Here is a 19,227-nt window from a genome sequence, read left to right on the forward strand (position 1 = left end):
ATTTCTCCTGAAAAAGGCCGTTTCTGCGCTGCAGAGGCGGCCTTTTTCGGTGGGACGAAATTCGTGGACGGCAAATAACAAAAAAATTTTAGCTTTTTTGCAATATTCTGCCCGGGCAGTTCGTATAGAGAGTGTAAGGTTCCTCAAAAACCTGCGAACCCTGTGCGGCGGGCGTCCGGCTTTCTCCCCCAGTCCCCGCCCGCCGCACCCTTTACGGAGGAAATTTATATGGCACAGTGTAAGGATATCCCGCTGGAAGCCCGCGCCGAGATGGTCAGCCGTGAAGCGCTGGTGCAGGCGGCGCTGAAAGAAATCACCCAAAACTACCGCGAAGCCAGCCTGTCCAATGTGGCGCGAGCCTACGGCGTCTCGCTGGCCTACGTCAGCGAGTGCGTGCGGGCCCAGACCGGCCGCACCTACAAGGAGCTGCTACAGAAGCACCGCATGGAAACGGCGGCGCGCCTTCTGCGCCGCAGCGACATGAACATCCAGCAGATCATCACGCTGGTGGGCTACGAGAACACCAGCTATTTCTACCGCCTGTTCCACGAGCGCTACGGCCTGAGCCCGCGGGAGTACCGCCAGGTGCGCGCCGCCCGCGTGCGCACCAGCGCATGAAAAAGCTTCATTCCCCCATCGGCAGGACACGGCCCCGGCTGTGCCCTGCTTTTTTGGCGTTTCGGGGCGTTTTGCGGGCGGCTGGCGCAAGAACTGGATTTTTCTGGTAAAATGTAGTACAATAAGGCAAATCCCAGCCGTGCCGGAAGGGTGCGGCGCAGTCGAAAGAGGTGGAATGAATGTTTCGTGGTGCAGTCAGAGGGGACCTGCCGCAGATCCTGAAAATCTACGACCATGCACGCGCTGCCATGAAGGGATCGGGCAACCCGACCCAGTGGGGCGACAACTACCCTCCGCAGGAGATGCTGGAGGAGGATATCGACTCGAACCGTCTGTTCGTCTATGTGGTCAACGGCCAGATCGAGGCCGTGTTCGCCTTCATTCTGGGTGCAGACCCGACCTATGCCGTCATTGAGGACGGCCGGTGGCTGAACGATACGCTGCCTTATGGCACGGTGCACCGGCTGGCTTCGGCCGGCAGGCAGAAGGGCGTCGCTTCGGCGGTGCTGGAGTGGAGCCTGGAACACTGCCAGAGCCTGCGGGCCGATACCCACGCCGACAACAAGATCATGCAGCACCTGCTGGAAAAGAACGGCTTCACCCGCTGCGGCATCATCCATGTACGGGATGGTTCGCCGCGCTACGCCTACCAGAAGCTGGCCGCGACCCAGCCGCTGGAATAAGCTGCAAAATGCCTGTGCACCGGGTCCGCCCGTGCGCGGGCATTTTTTCTGGAAAAATTTCGGAGCCCCTGCAATTTGGCGCCGCGCTCCTTCGTGTTCCAGATGACGAGACAAAACCGGGCACCCGGCCCGGAAACAATATGGATAAAAGAAGGAAATCTTTCTATGAAAAAGATGGTTTCGGTCTGCATGACGGCAGTCATGGCCCTTTCCCTGCTGGCAGGCGGCACGGTGCAGGCGTCGGCCCTTTCGGCACAGGCGGCAAAGACGGCAGAGCCTGCCGCGGCGGTCAGCGAGGAAAACTGCATTTCCGGCAATTGGAAGCGTGCCGCCGACCCGGCCCTCACCGACACGGTGCGCAAGGTGTTCGACAAGGCCTTTGACGGGCTGGAAGGCGTTTCCTATACGCCCTATGCCCTGCTGGCCAGCCGCACCACCGCCTCCGGCAGGCAGTACCGCATCCTGTGCAAGGCCACGGTGGTGTACCCGGGCGCGCAGGAGGAATATGTGGTGGCCACGGTGAGCAAGAACTGGCTGGGCAGGGCCGAGATCGTGGAGATCGGCGATGCGCTCTGCCTGACCGATCTGGACTATGAGGAAGGCGCTGTGGGCGCATGGCAGGAAGCGGAGTCTCCGGCCCTGACCGGGGAAGCGCAGGCAGCCTTTAACAAGGCCACGGCAGGCTTTGTGGGTGTGGATTATGTGCCGGTGGCCCTGCTGAGCACCCAGACCGTGGCGGGCACCAACTATCGCATCCTGTGCGAAGCGACGGTGGTGTACCCGGGAGCAGAGATGCACTATGCGGTGGTGGATGTGTACGAAAGCCTGGAGGGCAACGCCAACATCATCAGCGCGACCGATGGGTATGTGAGCTGAAATTTTTATTTTGAAAAGCCGGAGCGGTCAAAGCCGTTCCGGCTTTATTTTTTCGGAAAAACAAAACTGTCCTTGCTACAAATACAGTTCAGCAGAAAACCCCTATGGGCACCGACCTGAACGCAAATTTGTGAACGAAAAATGTCTGAAAACGCTTTCAATTCTTTGCCGTATGTGCTATAATAACACCCGTCCTTGTGTAAGAGACAGGAAACTGTGCGCCACTGGCGTACGATAGGAAAGAGGAGTGTCTATATGAAAACGTTGAACAAGGCAGTTGCCCGCTACAACGGCATCAGCCTGATCGTTCGCATCCTGATCGGCCTGATCGTCGGCGCTGTGCTGGCGCTGGTGGCCCCGGGTGCCGGCTGGGTGGGCGAATTTGGCAACCTGTTCGTCGGCGCACTGAAGGGCATCGCCCCGGTGCTGGTGTTCGTCATCGTGGCAAGTGCCCTGGCACAGGGTTCTTCCAAGCTGGACCGCCGCTTCGGCACGGTCATCTGGCTGTACATGCTCACCACCTTCCTGGCGGCGGCCATCGCGGTCGTCACCAGCTTCCTGTTCCCGGTCACCGTCGTGCTGGCAGACGCTGCCCAGTCCGACGTGGTGCCTCAGGGTCTGGGCGAAGTGATGGGCACCCTGCTGACGAACTTTGTGGCAAACCCCGTCAGCGCCATCATGAACGGCAACTACATCGGCATCCTGTTCTGGGCCTGCATGTTCGGCGTGGCCATGAAGAAGATCGGCACCGGGAGCACCAAGGCTTTTCTGGCAGACACCGCTGACGCCGTTTCCCAGATCGTGCGCTGGATCATCAATCTGGCACCCTTCGGCATCATGGGTCTGGTCTATACCAATGTTTCCGGCAACGGTCTGGCCATCTTCACCCAGTACGGCAAGCTGCTGGCCCTGCTGGTGGGCACCATGCTGTTCATGGCCCTCATCGTCTCCCCCTTCATCATGTTCATCTACCTGGGCTGCAACCCGTACCCGCTGGTGTTCCGCTGCCTGCGTGAGTCCGGCCTGACCGCCTTCTTCACCCGCAGTTCCGCCGCCAACATCCCCGTGAACATGGCCCTGTGCGAAAAGCTGGGTCTGGACAAAGATATGTACTCCGTGTCCATCCCGCTGGGCGCTACCATCAACATGGACGGTGCCGCCATCACCATCACCATCATGACCCTGGCCGCAGCCAACACCCTGGGCATTCAGGTGTCCCTGCCTGCCGCCATCGTGCTGAGCGCCATGAGCGCTCTGGGTGCCTGCGGTGCTTCCGGCGTGGCCGGCGGCTCCCTGCTGCTCATCCCCATGGCCTGCTCTCTGTTCGGCATCTCCAACGACGTTGCCATGCAGATGGTGGGCGTCGGCTTCATCATCGGTGTGGTGCAGGACTCTGTGGAGACTGCCCTGAACTCTGCCGGTGACGTGGAGTTTGCCGCCACCGCCGAGTATCACCAGTGGCTCAAGCAGGGCAAGCCCCTGCCGGAGTTCCTGACCGGTAAGAAGAACTGATTGAAAATGGTCTCCGCGATGCTCTGACCAATTTCAAAGGATTTGATTTTTAACTGCGAACCGGCAAAGCCTGCGGGCTTTGCCGGTTCGCTTTTTTACGGGAAAAGATGTAACGGGCAGCAGGGCACTTTCATTACGGCCTCTCCTGTGAAAAAACAGAACAGCAGCGGCCGCAGCCGCTGCTGTTCTGTAATAATATAAAAATAAAAGTTCCGCTGTTTATGCCCAGAGCGAAGCGGAGGGCATTTTAAATAGTAACTTAGTCAATAACCTTTGCCTTCTGCAAAGCGGTCAGGATCAGCGGGATGAGGATCAGCTGGGCCACGATGCCCGGCACGGCGGTGAGCAGGGCACCGGACAAAAAGGCGCTGAACGGGAAGCTGGAACCGGTCAGGCCTGCCAGCACGAAGCGCACTGCGCCCCACACCAGGCGGCCCGCCACCATGGCGGTGACGAGGGCGGCGTACATCATGGGCAGGGTGTGCTTCACCTTGCGCCAGACGAGGCCGGACACAAGGCCGTAGGCGGCCAGCTCAAAGGCCATGGAGATGGCGATGGGGAACATCGGCGGCATGCCGAACAGCACCGAGCGCAGCAGCGGGGCCACGAAGCCCACGGCCAGGCCCCACGGCCCGCCCAGCACGAAGCCGCACAACAGAATGGGGAAATGCATCGGGCAAAGCATGTTGCCCACCTGCGGCACATGGCCGGTGACCATGGGCAGCACGAAGGCCAGTGCCAGGAACAGCGCCGCCAGCACGATGCTGCGGGTGGTGGAATTGGTTTTGGTTTTCATGAAAGCTTCCTCCTTTGATTCCATTGCTTCTTGCCTCTCCCCTTGGGAGAGGTGGCATTGCGCAGCAATGACGGAGAGGGCGAATGCGTGTCGTTTGAAGCGGCCTCGCCCTCTCAGGCGCTGACGCGCCAGCTCCCCCTTTGGGGGAGCCAAGAAAAAAGGGTCTGCCTTTGGTGTTCGCACCAAAAGCAGACCCCTTCGTGGCGTCTGTAAATAATAAAAGAGCAGTGCCGGAAAACCTGCCGGGGCTTTCGGCGCGCTGCGGCGCTGCGCACAAAGGGCGCAGACACGCGTTTTGGATAAATGCTCCATCGGGATGGAGAAAACGAGCTTCGACCCGCACACCCGGCTTCGTGCCGGAAATCTGTGAAAAATATAGCAGATGTGCCCGGCCTTGTCAAGATGCGGCAAAAAGCCTGCATTTTGACCAAAAAGCGGCCAATTTCCACGGATATTTCCCCGTGTATGTACATTTTGCATGAAGGAACTTGACCTTTTTGCATAGAATAGCTAATATAAACTTGAAAAAGAGTGCGCTGCTGGGACACACCTGCCCGGCAGGGCGTAAAACGGCTTTTTTGAACGCTTGCAATTCTGAGGTTCATACGGGAGGACCATCATGACAAATGCAGAAAAACTCACCCTGGCAAAGCACGCCTGTCACATCCGCATGGGCGTGATCGAGGGCACGCACAGCGCAAAGTGCGGTCATCCGGGCGGCAGTCTGGACATCGCCGAACTGCTGAGCTACCTCTATTTCGTGGAAATGAACATTGACCCGAAGGACCCGAAGAAGGCCGACCGCGACCGTCTGGTGCTGTCCAAGGGCCATGCCGCCCCGGCACTGTATGCAGCGCTGGCCGAGCGCGGCTACTTCCCGGTGGAAGACCTCAAGACCCTGCGCAAGATCGGCAGCTATCTGCAGGGCCACCCCAACATGAACGAGACCCCGGGCGTGGATATGTCCACCGGCAGCCTGGGCCAGGGCATCTCCGCCGCCTGCGGCATGGCCCTGGGTGCCAAGCACGCGGGCAAGCCCATCAACGTCTTCGCCATCGTGGGCGACGGCGAGGTGGAGGAAGGCGAGTGCTGGGAGGCCTTCATGTTTGCCGCCCACTATAAGCTTTCCAACCTGTGCGTGTTCCTGGACCGCAACCGCCTGCAGATCGACGGCAGCACCGAGACGGTCATGAGCAGCGAGCCGCTGGAAGACAAGATGAAGGCCTTCAACTTCAACGTGCTGACCATCGACGGCCACGACTACGACCAGATCGAGGCCGCCGTGAACGCCTTCCACGCCGAAAGCGAAAAGCCCACCTGTGTCATCATGGACACCACCAAGGGCAAGGGCGTTTCCTTCATGACCAACTCGGTGGACTGGCACGGCAAGGGCCCCAATGACGACGAGTACAAGATCGCAATTTAGGAGCTGAACGCCGCATACGCCGCGCTGGAACAGGAGGATAAGTAAGATGGCAGACGTGAAGAAGATCGCTACCCGTGAAAGCTACGGCAACACCCTGAAGGAGCTGGCCGCCGAAGGCCACGACGAGCTGGTGGTGCTGGACGCAGACCTTGCTGCCGCCACCAAGACCGGCATGTTCCGCAAGGCATACCCGGACCGCCACTTTGACTGCGGCATCGCCGAGGGCAACATGATGGGCGTGGCCGCCGGCCTGTCCACCATGGGCTATGTGCCCTTTGTTTCCAGCTTTGCCATGTTCGCCGCTGGCCGTGCCTTTGAGCAGGTGCGCAACTCCATCGGCTACCCCCACCTGAACGTGAAGATCGGCGCCACCCACGGCGGCATCTCCGTGGGTGAGGACGGTGCTTCCCACCAGTGCTGCGAGGACTTTGCCCTCATGCGTAGCATCCCCGGCATGACCGTCATCTGCCCTGCCGATGACGTGGAAGCTCGCGCCGCCGTGCGCGCCGCCTTTGCCATGGAAGGCCCCGTCTACCTGCGCTTTGGCCGTCTGGCTGTGCCTGTGTTCCACGATGCAGAGAACTATCACTTTGAGATCGGCAAGGGTGAGCAGATCACCGATGGCAGCGACATTGCCATCATCGCCACCGGCCTGATGGTCAACGAGGCCCGCATCGCCGCCGAACAGCTGGCCGCCGAGGGTATCCATGCCCGGGTCATCAACATCCACACCATCAAGCCTCTGGACGAGGAGATCATCCTCAAGGCTGCCAAGGACTGCGGCAAGGTCATCACTGCCGAGGAGCACAACGTCATCGGCGGTCTGGGCGAAGCTGTGTGCGCCGTGCTGAGCGAAAAGCTGCCCACCCCCGTGCGCCGCGTGGGCGTGCAGGACAAGTTCGGCTGCTCCGGCCCGGCCTGGGACCTGCTGCGTGAGTACGGCCTGGATGCCGCCACCATCTGCAAGACCGCTCATGAAATACTGAATAAATAAACCGCAAAACATTACGGCCCGCTGGACATCTGCGTTCGGCGGGCTTTTTGCATCGTTGTGTGACCCGGTCACGGAAAATAGTGCCGGTTTTGGGGTATACTGATGCCATCATCAAATGAAAAGACACCCTTTTTCAGGAGGTAAACAATATGGCAGTTGTAACCATCACGAAGGAAAACTTTGCGCAGGAAGTGCTGCAGAGCGAAAAGCCCGTTCTGCTGGACTTCTGGGCCAGCTGGTGCGGCCCCTGCCGCATGCTCAGCCCCATCGTGGACGAGGTGGCCGAGGAGCGCACCGATGTGAAGGTGGGCAAGGTGAACGTGGACGAGCAGCCGGAACTGGCCGGTGAGTTCGGCGTCATGAGCATCCCCACCCTGCTGGTGTTCAAAGGCGGCAAGCTGGTGAATCAGGCCGTGGGTGCCCGCCCGAAGTCTGGCGTGCTGCAGCTGCTGGGCTGAATCATTGTTTTAAAAAAAGGGTACAGCGGAACGCCTGCGGGCGTTCCGCTGTACCCTTTTTACGGAAATGGCGGCATCAATTCAAAAAAATCATACACGCTTCTGCAAATGGAACCACAAAACCAAAACAAAAGAAAAACAGAAGATCCAGTACGCCCTTCAGCCATCTGGCAGAGCGTGTGCCAAAGGACATGGCATGAATGATGAAAGGGTTGATCTCACCCGAGCGGCGATAATAGCCCGTCTGTTCAAAACTGTTCCAGATCTCCAGCGATAAAAATTCAATGCCAGCACACAACGGGAAAATGACGAAAGAAGGCATCCAGCCGTCTGCCTGAAAAGAACCATCGCCGAGACCACGCCAGTGCACAGCGATCCTGCCGGGACAGGCCAAAACACCCCACACGGCAAGTGCAATGCTCAGCCCAAGCAGAGCGGTGCGCACAGAATGCCAATCTACGGTGTGCTGTCGGCGCAGCATGGTAAAGAAATCATCCAACTGGATGGTCGGTGCGGCATCGGCTTCTTCCGGAACGCGGCAATGCATCAGGTCGGCAAGTGTCAATCCCAACGCATCTGCCAGCGGTTCCAGTGTGTTGATATCCGGCAGACCGATGCCCCGCTCCCAGCGGCTGACAGCCTTGTCGGTAACGTGCAGCTGTTCCGCCAGTTCAGCCTGTGTCAGCCCCTGCGCTTTACGCATCCGGCTCAGATAATTTCCGAAAGTTCTGGCATCCATTTTATCAACTCCCTTGGAAAAAAGCATAGCATAAGGCAGAATAAAACACAATCAACGCTCTGTTTACCCGGGCAAAAACCCACGCTGCTGCCACAATATAAGAAACAGAACGGCGCTGGCTGTAAATATGGTCAGCGCTTCCCCCAGATCATGTCAAAAGATCGGCCGCACGGTTACAGAGAAGAACCGCGGCGGTTCATTTTTGGCAATAAAATGCCCGTCTGAGGTTCGAGCAGGACAAAATGGTGCGGCTGTTTTTTCTCTGCATCATCTGACCTTCCCAGCGCGTGAAAAAATTTCGCCTTCCTGTACAAACACACTGAAAAAATGTAGGATAAGAATGGAAATCACCGTCACTTTCACGCTTTACAACTTTACCTAGATAAAGTAAAATAAAAACAGAAGCCTTTCATTCTATGGGCGCGGAGGATGCCGCGCCGGATGTTTTTGTGTATAGAGACACCGGAATGCGCCGGTGCAGGGAAAGAAACAAGGGAAAGGAAACGAGGAAGCGAAATGGAGTTCAGTCTGGAGCATCTGCAGCCAAAGGAGCGCGCCTCCTTTGCGCTGCGCAGCCTGTACGAGACGGCGGGCTGCCGCAAGTACCACATGGGCCGCTTTGAGGAGTACGGCCTGTATCAGGAGAACCGCAGCTTTTTGTCGTCGGAGCAGGTCATCACCTTCACCGACCTGGACGGCCGTCTGCTGGCCCTCAAGCCGGACGTGACCCTGTCCATTGCCAAGACGGCCCAGCCCGCCCCCGGCGAGACCCTGCGCTACTACTACCACGAAAATGTCTACCGTCCCTCGGCCGAGAGCCACACCTTCAAGGAAATCAGCCAGATGGGCCTTGAGGTCATCGGCAAAGTGGGCGAAGCTGAGGTGCAGCAGGCCGTGTGTCTGGCGGCACAGTCGCTGGACGCGCTGGGTGCTGAATGGGTGCTGGAAGTCAGCCACATGGGCTATCTGTTCGGCCTGTTCGATGCGCTGGGCGTGCCAGACGCCGCCCGGGCAAAGCTGCTGGAAAAGCTGCGCGAGAAAAACGCCCATGAGCTGCGGGCCGCCGCCCTCGCTGCCGGGCTGGACGACACCGCCGCCGACACTCTGTGCAGCGTGCTGAACCTCTCCGGCAGCTACGCCGAAACACTGGAAAAAGCCGCAGCCCTTAGCCAGAACGCCGCCATGGGAGCCGCCGTGGCCGAGCTGACCGCGCTGGCGGCCCCGCTTGCCAAGGCAGGCGGCAGCATCCGGCTGGATATGACCCTGGCCGGTGAGATGGAATACTACAACGGCCTTGTGTTCCAGGGCTACCTGAAGGCCCTGCCCCGTCCCCTGCTCAAGGGCGGCCGCTACGACCTGCTGCTGCAGAAGTTCACCCCCGGTGCCGGTGCCATCGGCTTTGCGGTCTATCTGGACGAGCTGGACCGTCTGAGCGCCCCGCTGCCGCCGGTGCAGAAACACAGCACCGACAAGGTGATGCTCAATGTGGCTTTGCCGAAGGGCCGTCTCGGCGACAAGGTGTATAACCTGCTGGCGGGCATCGGCTACGGCTGCCCGGAGGACTACAACGCCACCCGCAAGCTGGTGGTGGAAAACCCGGAAGCGGGCATCCGGTACTTCCTCGTCAAGCCCAGCGACGTTGCCATCTACGTGGAGCACGGCGCGGCGGATGTGGGCATCGTGGGCAAGGACATCCTCACCGAGGCGGAAGCCGACGTGTACGAGCTGCTGGACACCGGCCTTGGCAAATGCCGCATGTGCGTGGCGGCCCCGGCCGATTATCAGGACGACCCCAGCCGCCCGGTGCGGGTAGCCACCAAATTCGTCAACATTGCAAAAGCCTACTACGCCTCGCAGGGGCGGGACATCGATATCATCAAGCTGAACGGCTCCATTGAGCTGGCACCCATTCTGGGCCTTTCGGATGTCATCGTGGATATCGTGGAGACCGGCACCACCCTGCGGGAGAACGGCCTGAAGGTCGTCACCGAGTTTATGCCCATCTCGGCCCGGTTCATTGCCAACAAGGCCAGCTACCAGTTCAAGCACGCCGAGATGGACACCATGCTGGAAAAGCTGCGGGCGGAACTGCAGAACAAGGAGGAAGCAAAATGATTAAGCTGTATAACTTCGACGAGCTGAAGCCCGAAGAAATCCTGAACCGCGACATCCGCGCCGAAAAGAACGTGGAGGATGTGGTGGACGGCATCATTTCCGATGTGCGTGCCCGGGGCGACGAAGCACTGAAAGACTACGCCCTGAAATTTGACGGCGCGAAGATCGACGACCTGCAGGTGACGCAGGCCGAGATCGACGAAGCGTTTGCCAATATGGACCCCTACTTCCTTGAGACCCTGCGCGAGGCCGCTGCCAACATCGAGAGCTTCCACCGCCAGCAGGTGCACAAGAATTTTGTGGTGAATGATAAGCCCGGCATCGTGCTGGGACAGAAATACACCCCCATTGAAAAGGCGGGTGTGTATGTGCCCGGCGGCACGGCGGCGTACCCGTCCACTGTGCTGATGGATGTTATCCCTGCCAAGGTGGCAGGCGTGTCGGAGATCGTCATGACCACCCCCGCCGGTAAGGACGGCAAGGTGAACCCGGTCATCCTCGCCGCCGCCGCCACCGCAGGCGTGACCAAAATCTTCAAGACCGGCGGCGCACAGGCCGTGGCAGCCCTCGCCTACGGCACCCAGAGTATTCCCGCTGTGGATAAGATCGTCGGCCCCGGCAACATTTACGTTGCCACCGCCAAGCGCAAGGTGTTCGGCAAGGTGGGCATTGATATGATCGCCGGCCCCAGCGAAATTCTGGTGCTGGCCGACGGCGGCTGCAACCCGGCCTGGGTGGCTGCCGACCTGCTGAGCCAGGCCGAGCACGACAAGCTGGCAAGCCCGGTGCTCGTTACCGACAGCGCGGAGCTGGCCAAGGCCGTGCAGGCCGAACTGGAAGTGCAGATCCCCCAGCTGCCCCGCGCCGCCATTGCCCGGGCCAGCGTGGACGACAACGGCAAGATCATCCTCTGCACCGACCTGCACAAGGCCATTGAAGCCTGCAACATCATTGCACCGGAACATCTGGAAGTGTGCGTGGAGGATCCCTTCGGCGTGCTGAACGAGATCAAAAATGCAGGCAGCATCTTCCTTGGCCGCAACGTGCCGGAAGCGCTGGGCGATTACTTTGCAGGCCCCAACCACACCCTGCCCACCAGCGGCACCGCCCGCTTCTCAAGCCCCTTGGGCGTAGACGACTTTGTAAAGAAGTCCAGCTTCCTCTACTACACCCGGGAAGCGCTGGGCGAAGTAGCCCCCCGCATCGCCGATTTTGCCGAGCGCGAGGGCCTGCACGCCCACGCAAAGAGCGTGACCATCCGGTACGAGAAGTAAATGAGGAAGCGATTCGCCCTCTCAGTCAAAGCCTTACGGCTTTGCCAGCTCTCCCAAAGGGAGAGCCGAGAATCCGGGCACAGCGTTTCTTGGCTCCCCCTTTGGGGGAGCTGGACGCGAAGCGGCCTGAGAGGACGAGGATGTTTATCATAAAAGAAAACTGGAGGATTATTTCATGAGCCGTTTTCTTTCCCCCACGCTGGCCGCTGTCACCCCCTACACCCCGGGTGAGCAGCCGCAGGATCAGCAGTACATCAAACTGAACACCAACGAAAGCCCCTATCTGCCCTCCCCGGCGGTGATCGCCGCCGTGAGCGAGCACGAGGTGGAAAAGCTGCGCCTTTACTCCGACCCCGCCTGTGCCGACCTGCTCAAGGCGGCCGCAGCCCACTTCGGTTTGCAGCCGGAGCAGATCATGCCCGGCAATGGCAGCGACGAGAACCTCTTCTTTGCGCTGCGTGCCTTCTGCGACGCAGACCACCCGCTGGCCTATGCCGACATTACCTACGGCTGCTACGGTGTGTGGTGCGGACTGATGCACATTCCCAGCCACATCATCCCGCTGAAAGAGGATTTCACCCTTGACCCGAAGGACTACTACGGCCTGAACCAGACCATCGTCCTTGCAAACCCCAACGCCCCCACCGGCATTGCACTGCCCCGGGCGGAAATTGAGGGCATCTTAAAGGCGAACCCGAACAACGTGGTCATTGTGGACGAGGCCTATGTGGACTTTGGCGGCGAGAGCTGCGTGCCCCTCATCGACCGGTACGAAAACCTGCTGGTGGTGCAGACCTTCTCGAAATCCCGCCAGCTGGCCGGTGCGCGGCTGGGCCTTGCCATGGGCAATGCAAAGCTCATTGCTGACCTGAACCGGGTCAAGTTCAGCCTGAACCCCTACAACATCAACCGCCTGACCCTGAAAGCCGGGCAGGCCGCGCTGGAAGATACGGCTTATTTCGATAAGACTCGCGCCGCCATCGTGGAGACCCGCGCATGGACAAAACAGCAGCTGGAGAGCCGTGGCTTTGCCGTGCTGGACAGCCGCTCCAACTTCCTGTTTGCAAGTACCAATCGGAAAGACGGCGGAACACTCTACAAGGAGTTGAAACAAAACGGCATTCTGGTGCGCCATTTCGATGCACCCCGCATCTCGAACTGGCTGCGCATCACCATTGGCACCCCGGAACAGATGAAGATATTCGTGAACACACTGGATAAGATCATGGAGGAATGAACCATGCCGAACCGAATGATCTCGCTGGAACGCAACACCAACGAAACGCAGATCGACCTCACCCTTGATCTGGACGGCACTGGCCGCTATGAGGTGGACACCGGGTGCGGCTTTCTGAACCACATGCTGGAACTGTTCGCCCGCCATGGCCGTTTTGACTTGGTGCTCACCTGCCACGGTGACGTGGAGGTGGATTACCACCACACCACCGAGGACGTGGGCATTGCGCTGGGACAGGCCTTTGCCCGGGCACTGGGCGATATGCGCGGCATCCAGCGCTATGGCAGCTTCTACCTGCCCATGGACGAAGCGCTGATTTTGTGTGCTGTTGACCTGTCTGGAAGATGTACCTTGAACTGGGATATCCACTGCCAGACCGAAAAGGTGGGCGATTTTGACGTGGAGTGCGCCAAGGAGTTCTGGCTGGGCTTTGCCCGCAGCGTGCCCGCCACCGTCCACTTTGTACAGTTTGCAGGTGAAAATACCCATCACATCCTTGAAGCCTGCTTCAAGGGCGCGGGCCATGCGCTGGGCATTGCCGTGAAGATCGACGCAGCCCACAAGGACGAAATTCCTTCCACGAAAGGACTGCTGGTATGATCGCGATCATTGATTACGGCGTGGGCAACCTGTTCAGCCTGAAATCCAGCTTAAAACAGCTGGGGCTGGAAGCCGTCGTCACGGCAGATGCGGATACCATCCGCAAAGCTGACCGGCTCATCCTGCCGGGCGTGGGCGCATTCGCTGACGCCATGGCCAAGCTGGAAGCAACGGGACTTGTGCCGGTCATCAAGACGGAAGCCGAAAAGAAGCCGCTGCTGGGCATCTGCCTTGGCATGCAGCTGCTGTTCGAAAAGAGCTATGAGTACGGCGAGCATGCGGGCCTGGGCTTTGTAAAAGGCGAGGTTTGCCCGCTGGAACCTGACCTTGCGGACAAGAGCCTGAAAGTGCCGCAGATCGGCTGGAACGCCCTGCACATCGTCAAGGACGACCCGCTGTTCCAGTACATCCGCGAGGGCGAGTACGTTTATTACGTCCACAGCTACTACGGCAAGAACTGTGCCGAGAGTACACTTGCCGTGAGCGATTATTCCATCCCCGTCACCGGCGCGGTGCGGGCAGGCAAGGTGTACGGCACCCAGTTCCACCCGGAAAAGAGCGGAGACACCGGTCTGCGCATTCTTAAAGCGTTCAGCGAATTGTAAGGCGGCTCGCCCTCTCCGTCATTGCTGACGCAATGCCACCTTGTCCCCTTTTTGTCGTTACGCGACATCTTCCCCCGGCCGGGGGAAGTCTTTCAAAGGGAGAGGCGAGAACTTGACAGTAACGCTTCTTGGCTCTCCCTTTGGGAGAGCTGGCGCGATAGCGCCTGAGAGGGCGAAGATGCTATAAGGAGAACAACCATGCAATTATTTCCAGCCATTGACCTGCGGGGCGGCAAGGTGGTGCGCCTGACGCAGGGCGACTACGACCGCATGACCGTTTACGGCGAGGACCCCTGCGCGCAGGCGCGCCAGTTCCTTGCCGCGGGTGCAAAGAACCTTCACGTCGTCGATCTGGACGGCGCAAAGGACGGCACCCTTTCCAATTACGATACCATTGCCGCGCTGGCAAAGCAGGGCGGTTTGTACATTGAGGTGGGCGGTGGCATCCGCACCGAGGAGCGCATTGAAAAATACCTCTCTCTCGGCGTGGGCCGCTGCATCCTCGGCAGCGTGGCCGTGACGGATTTTGATTTCACTGCCCGGATGCTGCAAAAATACGGCGACAAAATTGCCGTGGGCGTGGATGCCAAGGACGGCTATGTGGCCATCCATGGCTGGAAGGAAGTGAGCGCCGAGCCGGGCGTGGACTTCTGCAAACGTCTGGCCGACGCCGGATGCACTGCCATCATCTACACCGACATTGCCTGTGATGGTGCCATGAAAGGCACGAACCTCGGCCTGTACCGCACCCTTGCCAAAGAGGTGCCCGGCGTGGCCTTCACGGCCAGTGGCGGCATCTCGTCGGAAGCCGAGCTGCTGGAACTCAAAGAGATGGGCACCGCAGCGGCCATTCTGGGCAAGAGCCTCTACACCGGCGCACTGAACCTGAAACGCTGTGTAGAATTGGTGCAGGATTGAACGGGGAGGAATGACAGATGATCACCAAACGCATTATCCCCTGTCTTGATGTGCGCAACGGCCGCGTGGTCAAGGGCACGAATTTTGAGGGCATCAGGGATGTGGCCGACCCGGTGGAGATGGCCCGCCTGTACAACGCTGCCGGTGCCGATGAACTGGTGTTCTACGATATCACCGCAAGCTTTGAGGGCCGGGCACTGTTCACCGACATTCTGACGCAGGTCGCCAGCGAAATTTTCATCCCGCTCACCGTGGGCGGCGGCATCAACACGCTGGAAGATTTTGACCGTGTGCTCAAGTGCGGCGCGGATAAGGTCAGCGTCAACTCGGGCGCACTCAAGAACCCCGACCTCATCCCGGCAGCGGCACAGCGCTACGGCAACCAGTGCGTGGTGCTCTCCGCCGACGTGAAGCGTGTGGACGGCCAGTTCCGGGTGTTCGCCAAGGGCGGCCGCGAAGACACCGGCCGGGATGCGCTGGACTGGATATCCTGGTGCGTAGACCACGGCGCCGGTGAGATCTGCCTGAACAGCATCGACACCGATGGCGTGCGCAATGGCTTTGATCTGGAAATGCTGGACGCCGTGGCGGCACGGGTGAACGTGCCCATCATCGCCAGCGGCGGCGCAGGCAAAAAAGAAGATTTTCTCGAGCTGTTCCACCACAAGGGCATCGACGCAGGCCTTGCCGCCGGCATCTTCCACCAGAAGCTGCTGACCATCCGGGATCTGAAGGAATACCTCAACGCAAACGGCGTGGAGATGCGGCTGTAACGCCGGGGCATTTCTCCCCGGCGCGGGGAGAAGCCGTAACGCGAAACTGGATTTCCGCAAAAACAACCCGCAAACTCTTGCGTTTGCGCACCGAATACGCTAAACTAGTAATATCCCCATCCGGGGAGGGAGAACCGTTATGAATCTGAAATTTGATGAAAAGGGCCTGATCCCTGCCATCGTGCAGGACCACTACACCAAAAAGGTGCTCACCCTCGCATACATGAACGCCGAGACGCTGGCGCTCACCATTGCCGAGGGCCGCACTGTGTTCTGGAGCCGCAGCCGTCAGGAGATCTGGCGTAAGGGCGAGACCAGCGGCAATGTGCAGCGGGTGGTGTCCATCACTGCCGACTGCGATGCCGATGCTCTGGTGGTGGAAGTGGTCAAATCCGGCCCCGCCTGCCACACCGGCGCCGAGAGCTGCTTCTTCAACGAAGTATACGTCTCGCCGGAGCTGAAGCAGTTCAGCTGGCAGGGCCTGTACCAGCTCATCAAGGGCCGCAAGGATAGCCCCAAGGAGGGCAGCTATACCACCTACCTGTTCGAGAAGGGCAAGGAGAAGATCCTGAAAAAGGTGGGCGAAGAGTGCACCGAGGTCATCATTGCGGGCGAAAAAGAGGATAAGGAAGAGACCGTTTACGAGATCAGCGATCTTGCCTACCATGTTCTGGTGCTGATGGTCAGCGCCGGCATCACGGTGGAGGATGTGACCCGTGAACTGGAAAAACGTCACGTCATTGACCACAAGGTCAAACAGGAAAGGATGCAGTGAATTATCTATGGCAGATTATAAGAAGTCCAGTGTCCATTGCCACTCCACTATGTGCGATGGCAAAAATACCTTGCAGGATATGGCAAGTGCTGCATGTGCGCAGGGCCTGACCACGCTGGGCTTCACCGGCCATAGCTACACCCAGCGCGACCGCGAATACTGCATGAGCCCCAGCCGCACCGCCCAGTACAAGGCCACCATTGCCAAGCTTAAGACCGAGTACAAGGGCAAGGTGGATATCCTGTGCGGCATCGAGTGGGATATCCTGAGCGAGGATAAGCGCACCGGCTACGATTACTGGATCGGCAGCGCACACCACCTGTACGGCAAGAACACCGGAAAGTATTACGAGATCGATTTCCGTCCGCAGGACCTGTGGGACTGCATCAACGATGATTTTGATGCAGACCCCCTTGCCGCTGTGGAAGCCTACTTTGCCGAGGTGGAAAAGGTGGCCGCCCTCAAGCCGGACATTCTGGCCCACATCGACCTGATCAAGAAGCTGAACGCCAACGGCGAGTTCTTCGACGAGGAATCGCCCCGCTACAAAGCCGCTGCCCTCAAGGCCCTGCAGGCCGCCAAGGACAACGACTGCCTGCTGGAGGTGAACACCGGCGGCGTCTACCGCGGCTACCGCAAGGACTTCTACCCCGGCGCATGGCTGCTGGGCGAGTGGCAGAAGATGGGCGGCAAAGTTATTATTACGTCCGATTCCCACGACATCAACAGCCTGACCTTCGGCTTTGACGAAGCTGCTGCTGCCATCAAGGCAGCGGGCTTTACCAGCGTGCAGGTGCTCACCGGAAACGGCTTTGAGACGCAGGAGCTGTAACGATTTAGAATCACCTCCGCTTGCGCTCTGGTGATTTTCAGCGGAAAAATTATTTTTATATTTACAAATCTGGAAAATCTGCGGATTTTCCAGATTTGTCTTTTCACGAGAGGGGCTGCAATGGGCGGCTTCATCGGAAAAAGCAACAGTATCATACCGCAAACAAGGGGCTGACTTTTGCGCAGTCCCTTGTTTTGCGGTAAAAACACAACATTGGAGGACCCCTATGACCCAAGCGCAGCCCCGGAAGAAACAACTTTTCAATATGAACGTAGACCTGATGCACGGGCCGATTTTAAAGAGCCTGCTGCTGTTCATGCTGCCCATCCTCGTCTCCAACCTGTTCCAGCAGCTCTACAACACGGTGGACACCATGATCGTGGGCAATGTGCTGGGCGACACCGCCCTTGCCGCCATTGGCTCCTGCGGCTCCATCTACGAGCTTCTGGTGGGCTTCGGCATCGGTATCGGCAACGGCCTTGCCATCGTGGCAGCGCGCTCCTACGGCGCGCAGGACGAGGACCTGCTCAAGCGCACCGTGACGGGCTCCATCGTCATCGGCCTCATCGCGTCGCTGGTCATCACCACGGCGGGCTTCTTCGGCCTGCGTCCCCTGCTGCAGCTGCTGGACACCCCGGCGGAGATTTTAGAGGACGCCTACCGCTACATCATTGTGATTGACCTCGGCGTTGTGGTCATGTTTCTGTATAACCTCTGCGCGGGCCTGCTGCGCGCCATCGGCAACAGCGTGATGCCGCTGGTGTTCCTGCTCATCAGCTCGGTGCTGAACGTGGGGCTGGATCTATGGTTCATTGCCGGTATCGGCATGGGCGTGCGGGGCGCAGCTGTGGCAACGGTGATTGCGCAGGGCATCTCGGTGGTGCTGTGCGTTCTGTACGTGCTGGCAAGGGTGCGCATCCTCATCCCGGAGAAAAAGCATTTCGCCGTGGGCAGTCATCTCTACTGGGAGCTGTTCAGCCAGAGCATCTCCATGGGCCTGATGAGCAGCATCGTGTCCGCCGGTTCGGTGGTGCTGCAGTACGGCATCAACGGCCTGGGCACGCTCACCATCGCGGGCCACACAGCCGCCCGCAAGCTGTTCGCTTTCACGGATATGCCGCTCATCTCCATGGCGAATGCAGGCTCCACCTTCGTCTCCCAGAACCGCGGCGCAAACCAGCCCGACCGTGTGCGCAGGGGAATGCGGCAGATGTACCTGTACTCGGTGGTGGTGATGATCGCTGCCGTGGCGCTGATGCAGCTCGGGGCCCCGTGGCTCGTCAAGCTCATCTCCGGCTCGTCGGAGCCCATCGTGCTGGAAAACGGTGCCCGCTACCTGCGCTGGAACGCACCCTTCTACGCGGTGCTGGGCGTGCTGCTGTGCACCCGCTATGCCCTGCAGAGCCTGGGCCAGAAGGTGCTGCCGCTGTTCTCCAGTGTCATCGAGCTGGTGGGCAAGGTGATCTTTGTGCTGGTGTTCATCCCGAAGTTTGCCTACAATGCGGTCATCCTGTGCGAGCCCATCATCTGGTGCTTCATGGCGGCATATCTCGTGTTTGTGTATCTGCACGAGCCGTTTGTGTTCCCGAAAAAGAAGAAGTAAAAACAGGGCTTTGCAGCGATAAAAGCGACTGCAAAGCCCTGTTGTGTTTTGATGAAAAGTATGCTATCATAAAACTGCCGCTTTGGCGGCAGGGCGCTGTGCCACAAACACAGGCGGCTTTTTTCTCCTTACCGGCACCTGAGCGCGCCGGGTAAAGAGATTTTTCTTGAAATCTCGCTCCCCCGGACGCTTGAGGGCGGAAAGGGGGGATGCACCATGACGTTTGAACAGGTCGTATTGCTGCTCACGCTTCTCGGCGGAGCGATCTACGTTACGTTCGAAATTACATGGACTGTTTCTCACAGCGATAGACGCAAGAAAAAATGACCGCCTCCAGCTACCAACTTGAACGGTCATTTTTCTTGATCTGATTCAGTAAGGAGCGAGCCGTTT

Annotated in this window: 20 protein-coding genes; 17 read left to right on the forward strand and 3 right to left on the reverse strand. The window is 59.1% G+C overall.

Annotation, left to right across the window (positions count from 1 at the left end):
* Nucleotides 1-228: 228 nt before the first annotated feature.
* From CGS49_RS04455 to sstT, 4 genes are all read left to right on the forward strand, one after another.
* Entirely contained in the window at nt 229-618 is a 390-nt protein-coding gene (locus CGS49_RS04455) for a helix-turn-helix transcriptional regulator (RefSeq protein ID WP_097800713.1), read from the forward strand.
* A gap of 179 nt (nt 619-797) precedes the next feature.
* Nucleotides 798-1,301, forward strand: a complete 504-nt coding sequence (locus CGS49_RS04460; RefSeq protein WP_097800714.1) for a GNAT family N-acetyltransferase — start codon at nt 798-800, stop codon at nt 1,299-1,301.
* A 165-nt stretch (nt 1,302-1,466) separates the two neighbouring features.
* Nucleotides 1,467-2,177 (forward strand): hypothetical protein, encoded by a 711-nt coding sequence (locus CGS49_RS14290; RefSeq protein ID WP_207653398.1) that lies wholly within the window; start codon nt 1,467-1,469, stop codon nt 2,175-2,177.
* Nucleotides 2,178-2,441: 264 nt separating this feature from the next.
* On the forward strand, nt 2,442-3,689 hold the full coding sequence (sstT, locus tag CGS49_RS04470; protein WP_343215854.1) for a serine/threonine transporter SstT: 1,248 nt from the start codon (nt 2,442-2,444) through the stop codon (nt 3,687-3,689).
* Between the two features lie 259 nt (nt 3,690-3,948).
* Here sstT and CGS49_RS04475 read toward each other — a convergent pair whose 3' ends face one another.
* Nucleotides 3,949-4,485, reverse strand: coding sequence for an ECF transporter S component (locus CGS49_RS04475; RefSeq protein WP_097800716.1), 537 nt, complete (start codon nt 4,483-4,485; stop codon nt 3,949-3,951).
* A 619-nt stretch (nt 4,486-5,104) separates the two neighbouring features.
* Between CGS49_RS04475 and CGS49_RS04480 the strand changes: the two genes are divergently transcribed.
* The 3 genes from CGS49_RS04480 to trxA all read left to right on the forward strand — a co-directional run bounded on the left by CGS49_RS04480 (nt 5,105) and on the right by trxA (nt 7,363).
* The gene (locus tag CGS49_RS04480; RefSeq protein WP_097800717.1) at nt 5,105-5,911 is read left to right on the forward strand and encodes a transketolase; all 807 of its coding nucleotides are present in this window, start codon (nt 5,105-5,107) and stop codon (nt 5,909-5,911) included.
* 46 nt (nt 5,912-5,957) lie between these two features.
* Nucleotides 5,958-6,905, forward strand: a complete 948-nt coding sequence (locus CGS49_RS04485) for a transketolase family protein (protein ID WP_097800718.1) — start codon at nt 5,958-5,960, stop codon at nt 6,903-6,905.
* A 149-nt stretch (nt 6,906-7,054) separates the two neighbouring features.
* Nucleotides 7,055-7,363, forward strand: coding sequence for a thioredoxin (trxA, locus tag CGS49_RS04490; protein ID WP_097800719.1), 309 nt, complete (start codon nt 7,055-7,057; stop codon nt 7,361-7,363).
* Between the two features lie 76 nt (nt 7,364-7,439).
* On the opposite strand, the gene CGS49_RS04495 is transcribed toward trxA, so the two are convergent.
* On the reverse strand, nt 7,440-8,102 hold the full coding sequence (locus CGS49_RS04495) for a helix-turn-helix domain-containing protein (protein ID WP_097800720.1): 663 nt from the start codon (nt 8,100-8,102) through the stop codon (nt 7,440-7,442).
* 516 nt (nt 8,103-8,618) lie between these two features.
* Between CGS49_RS04495 and hisG the strand changes: the two genes are divergently transcribed.
* The 10 genes from hisG (at nt 8,619) to CGS49_RS04545 (ending at nt 18,834) form a co-directional block, all read left to right on the forward strand.
* On the forward strand, nt 8,619-10,217 hold the full coding sequence (gene hisG / locus CGS49_RS04500; RefSeq protein ID WP_097800721.1) for an ATP phosphoribosyltransferase: 1,599 nt from the start codon (nt 8,619-8,621) through the stop codon (nt 10,215-10,217).
* Nucleotides 10,214-11,491, forward strand: a complete 1,278-nt coding sequence (hisD, locus tag CGS49_RS04505) for a histidinol dehydrogenase (protein ID WP_097800722.1) — start codon at nt 10,214-10,216, stop codon at nt 11,489-11,491. Before hisG ends, hisD begins: the two co-directional genes overlap by 4 nt.
* Before the next feature lie 175 nt (nt 11,492-11,666).
* Entirely contained in the window at nt 11,667-12,728 is a 1,062-nt protein-coding gene (gene hisC / locus CGS49_RS04510) for a histidinol-phosphate transaminase (protein WP_097800723.1), read from the forward strand.
* 3 nt (nt 12,729-12,731) lie between these two features.
* Nucleotides 12,732-13,328, forward strand: coding sequence for an imidazoleglycerol-phosphate dehydratase HisB (gene hisB, locus CGS49_RS04515; RefSeq protein WP_097800724.1), 597 nt, complete (start codon nt 12,732-12,734; stop codon nt 13,326-13,328).
* The gene (gene hisH, locus CGS49_RS04520) at nt 13,325-13,933 is read left to right on the forward strand and encodes an imidazole glycerol phosphate synthase subunit HisH (protein ID WP_097800725.1); all 609 of its coding nucleotides are present in this window, start codon (nt 13,325-13,327) and stop codon (nt 13,931-13,933) included. Before hisB ends, hisH begins: the two co-directional genes overlap by 4 nt.
* Before the next feature lie 198 nt (nt 13,934-14,131).
* Nucleotides 14,132-14,851, forward strand: coding sequence for a 1-(5-phosphoribosyl)-5-[(5-phosphoribosylamino)methylideneamino]imidazole-4-carboxamide isomerase (gene hisA, locus CGS49_RS04525; protein ID WP_097800726.1), 720 nt, complete (start codon nt 14,132-14,134; stop codon nt 14,849-14,851).
* A 17-nt stretch (nt 14,852-14,868) separates the two neighbouring features.
* Nucleotides 14,869-15,624: an imidazole glycerol phosphate synthase subunit HisF gene (hisF, locus tag CGS49_RS04530; protein ID WP_097800727.1), complete on the forward strand. Its 756-nt coding sequence runs from the start codon at nt 14,869-14,871 to the stop codon at nt 15,622-15,624.
* A gap of 139 nt (nt 15,625-15,763) precedes the next feature.
* Complete coding sequence (hisIE, locus tag CGS49_RS04535) at nt 15,764-16,399, forward strand: bifunctional phosphoribosyl-AMP cyclohydrolase/phosphoribosyl-ATP diphosphatase HisIE (RefSeq protein WP_097800728.1); 636 nt, start codon at nt 15,764-15,766, stop codon at nt 16,397-16,399.
* 7 nt (nt 16,400-16,406) lie between these two features.
* Nucleotides 16,407-17,231, forward strand: coding sequence for a histidinol-phosphatase HisJ family protein (locus CGS49_RS04540; RefSeq protein WP_097800729.1), 825 nt, complete (start codon nt 16,407-16,409; stop codon nt 17,229-17,231).
* Nucleotides 17,232-17,457: 226 nt separating this feature from the next.
* Nucleotides 17,458-18,834 (forward strand): MATE family efflux transporter, encoded by a 1,377-nt coding sequence (locus tag CGS49_RS04545; RefSeq protein ID WP_097800730.1) that lies wholly within the window; start codon nt 17,458-17,460, stop codon nt 18,832-18,834.
* 66 nt (nt 18,835-18,900) lie between these two features.
* On the opposite strand, the gene CGS49_RS14170 is transcribed toward CGS49_RS04545, so the two are convergent.
* The gene (locus tag CGS49_RS14170; protein ID WP_179859030.1) at nt 18,901-19,191 is read right to left on the reverse strand and encodes a hypothetical protein; all 291 of its coding nucleotides are present in this window, start codon (nt 19,189-19,191) and stop codon (nt 18,901-18,903) included.
* Between the last annotated feature and the right edge of the window lie 36 nt (nt 19,192-19,227).

The sequence above is a fragment of the Faecalibacterium langellae genome, assembly GCF_002549775.1.
In the GTDB taxonomy this organism is placed as follows: Bacteria; Bacillota; Clostridia; order Oscillospirales; family Ruminococcaceae; genus Faecalibacterium; species Faecalibacterium langellae.

What these genes read in the sequence shown, in the direction of transcription:
- CGS49_RS04455 (WP_097800713.1), top strand. Translation starts at nt 229, where the DNA reads ATGGCACAGTGTAAGGATATCCCGCTGGAAGCCCGCGCCGAGATGGTC.
- CGS49_RS04460 (WP_097800714.1), top strand. Translation starts at nt 798, where the DNA reads ATGTTTCGTGGTGCAGTCAGAGGGGACCTGCCGCAGATCCTGAAAATC.
- CGS49_RS14290 (WP_207653398.1), top strand. Translation starts at nt 1,467, where the DNA reads ATGAAAAAGATGGTTTCGGTCTGCATGACGGCAGTCATGGCCCTTTCC.
- CGS49_RS04475 (WP_097800716.1), bottom strand. Translation starts at nt 4,485, where the DNA reads ATGAAAACCAAAACCAATTCCACCACCCGCAGCATCGTGCTGGCGGCG.
- CGS49_RS04480 (WP_097800717.1), top strand. Translation starts at nt 5,105, where the DNA reads ATGACAAATGCAGAAAAACTCACCCTGGCAAAGCACGCCTGTCACATC.
- CGS49_RS04485 (WP_097800718.1), top strand. Translation starts at nt 5,958, where the DNA reads ATGGCAGACGTGAAGAAGATCGCTACCCGTGAAAGCTACGGCAACACC.
- trxA (WP_097800719.1), top strand. Translation starts at nt 7,055, where the DNA reads ATGGCAGTTGTAACCATCACGAAGGAAAACTTTGCGCAGGAAGTGCTG.
- CGS49_RS04495 (WP_097800720.1), bottom strand. Translation starts at nt 8,102, where the DNA reads ATGGATGCCAGAACTTTCGGAAATTATCTGAGCCGGATGCGTAAAGCG.
- hisG (WP_097800721.1), top strand. Translation starts at nt 8,619, where the DNA reads ATGGAGTTCAGTCTGGAGCATCTGCAGCCAAAGGAGCGCGCCTCCTTT.
- hisD (WP_097800722.1), top strand. Translation starts at nt 10,214, where the DNA reads ATGATTAAGCTGTATAACTTCGACGAGCTGAAGCCCGAAGAAATCCTG.
- hisC (WP_097800723.1), top strand. Translation starts at nt 11,667, where the DNA reads ATGAGCCGTTTTCTTTCCCCCACGCTGGCCGCTGTCACCCCCTACACC.
- hisB (WP_097800724.1), top strand. Translation starts at nt 12,732, where the DNA reads ATGCCGAACCGAATGATCTCGCTGGAACGCAACACCAACGAAACGCAG.
- hisH (WP_097800725.1), top strand. Translation starts at nt 13,325, where the DNA reads ATGATCGCGATCATTGATTACGGCGTGGGCAACCTGTTCAGCCTGAAA.
- hisA (WP_097800726.1), top strand. Translation starts at nt 14,132, where the DNA reads ATGCAATTATTTCCAGCCATTGACCTGCGGGGCGGCAAGGTGGTGCGC.
- hisF (WP_097800727.1), top strand. Translation starts at nt 14,869, where the DNA reads ATGATCACCAAACGCATTATCCCCTGTCTTGATGTGCGCAACGGCCGC.
- hisIE (WP_097800728.1), top strand. Translation starts at nt 15,764, where the DNA reads ATGAATCTGAAATTTGATGAAAAGGGCCTGATCCCTGCCATCGTGCAG.
- CGS49_RS04540 (WP_097800729.1), top strand. Translation starts at nt 16,407, where the DNA reads ATGGCAGATTATAAGAAGTCCAGTGTCCATTGCCACTCCACTATGTGC.
- CGS49_RS04545 (WP_097800730.1), top strand. Translation starts at nt 17,458, where the DNA reads ATGACCCAAGCGCAGCCCCGGAAGAAACAACTTTTCAATATGAACGTA.
- CGS49_RS14170 (WP_179859030.1), bottom strand. Translation starts at nt 19,191, where the DNA reads ATGACCGTTCAAGTTGGTAGCTGGAGGCGGTCATTTTTTCTTGCGTCT.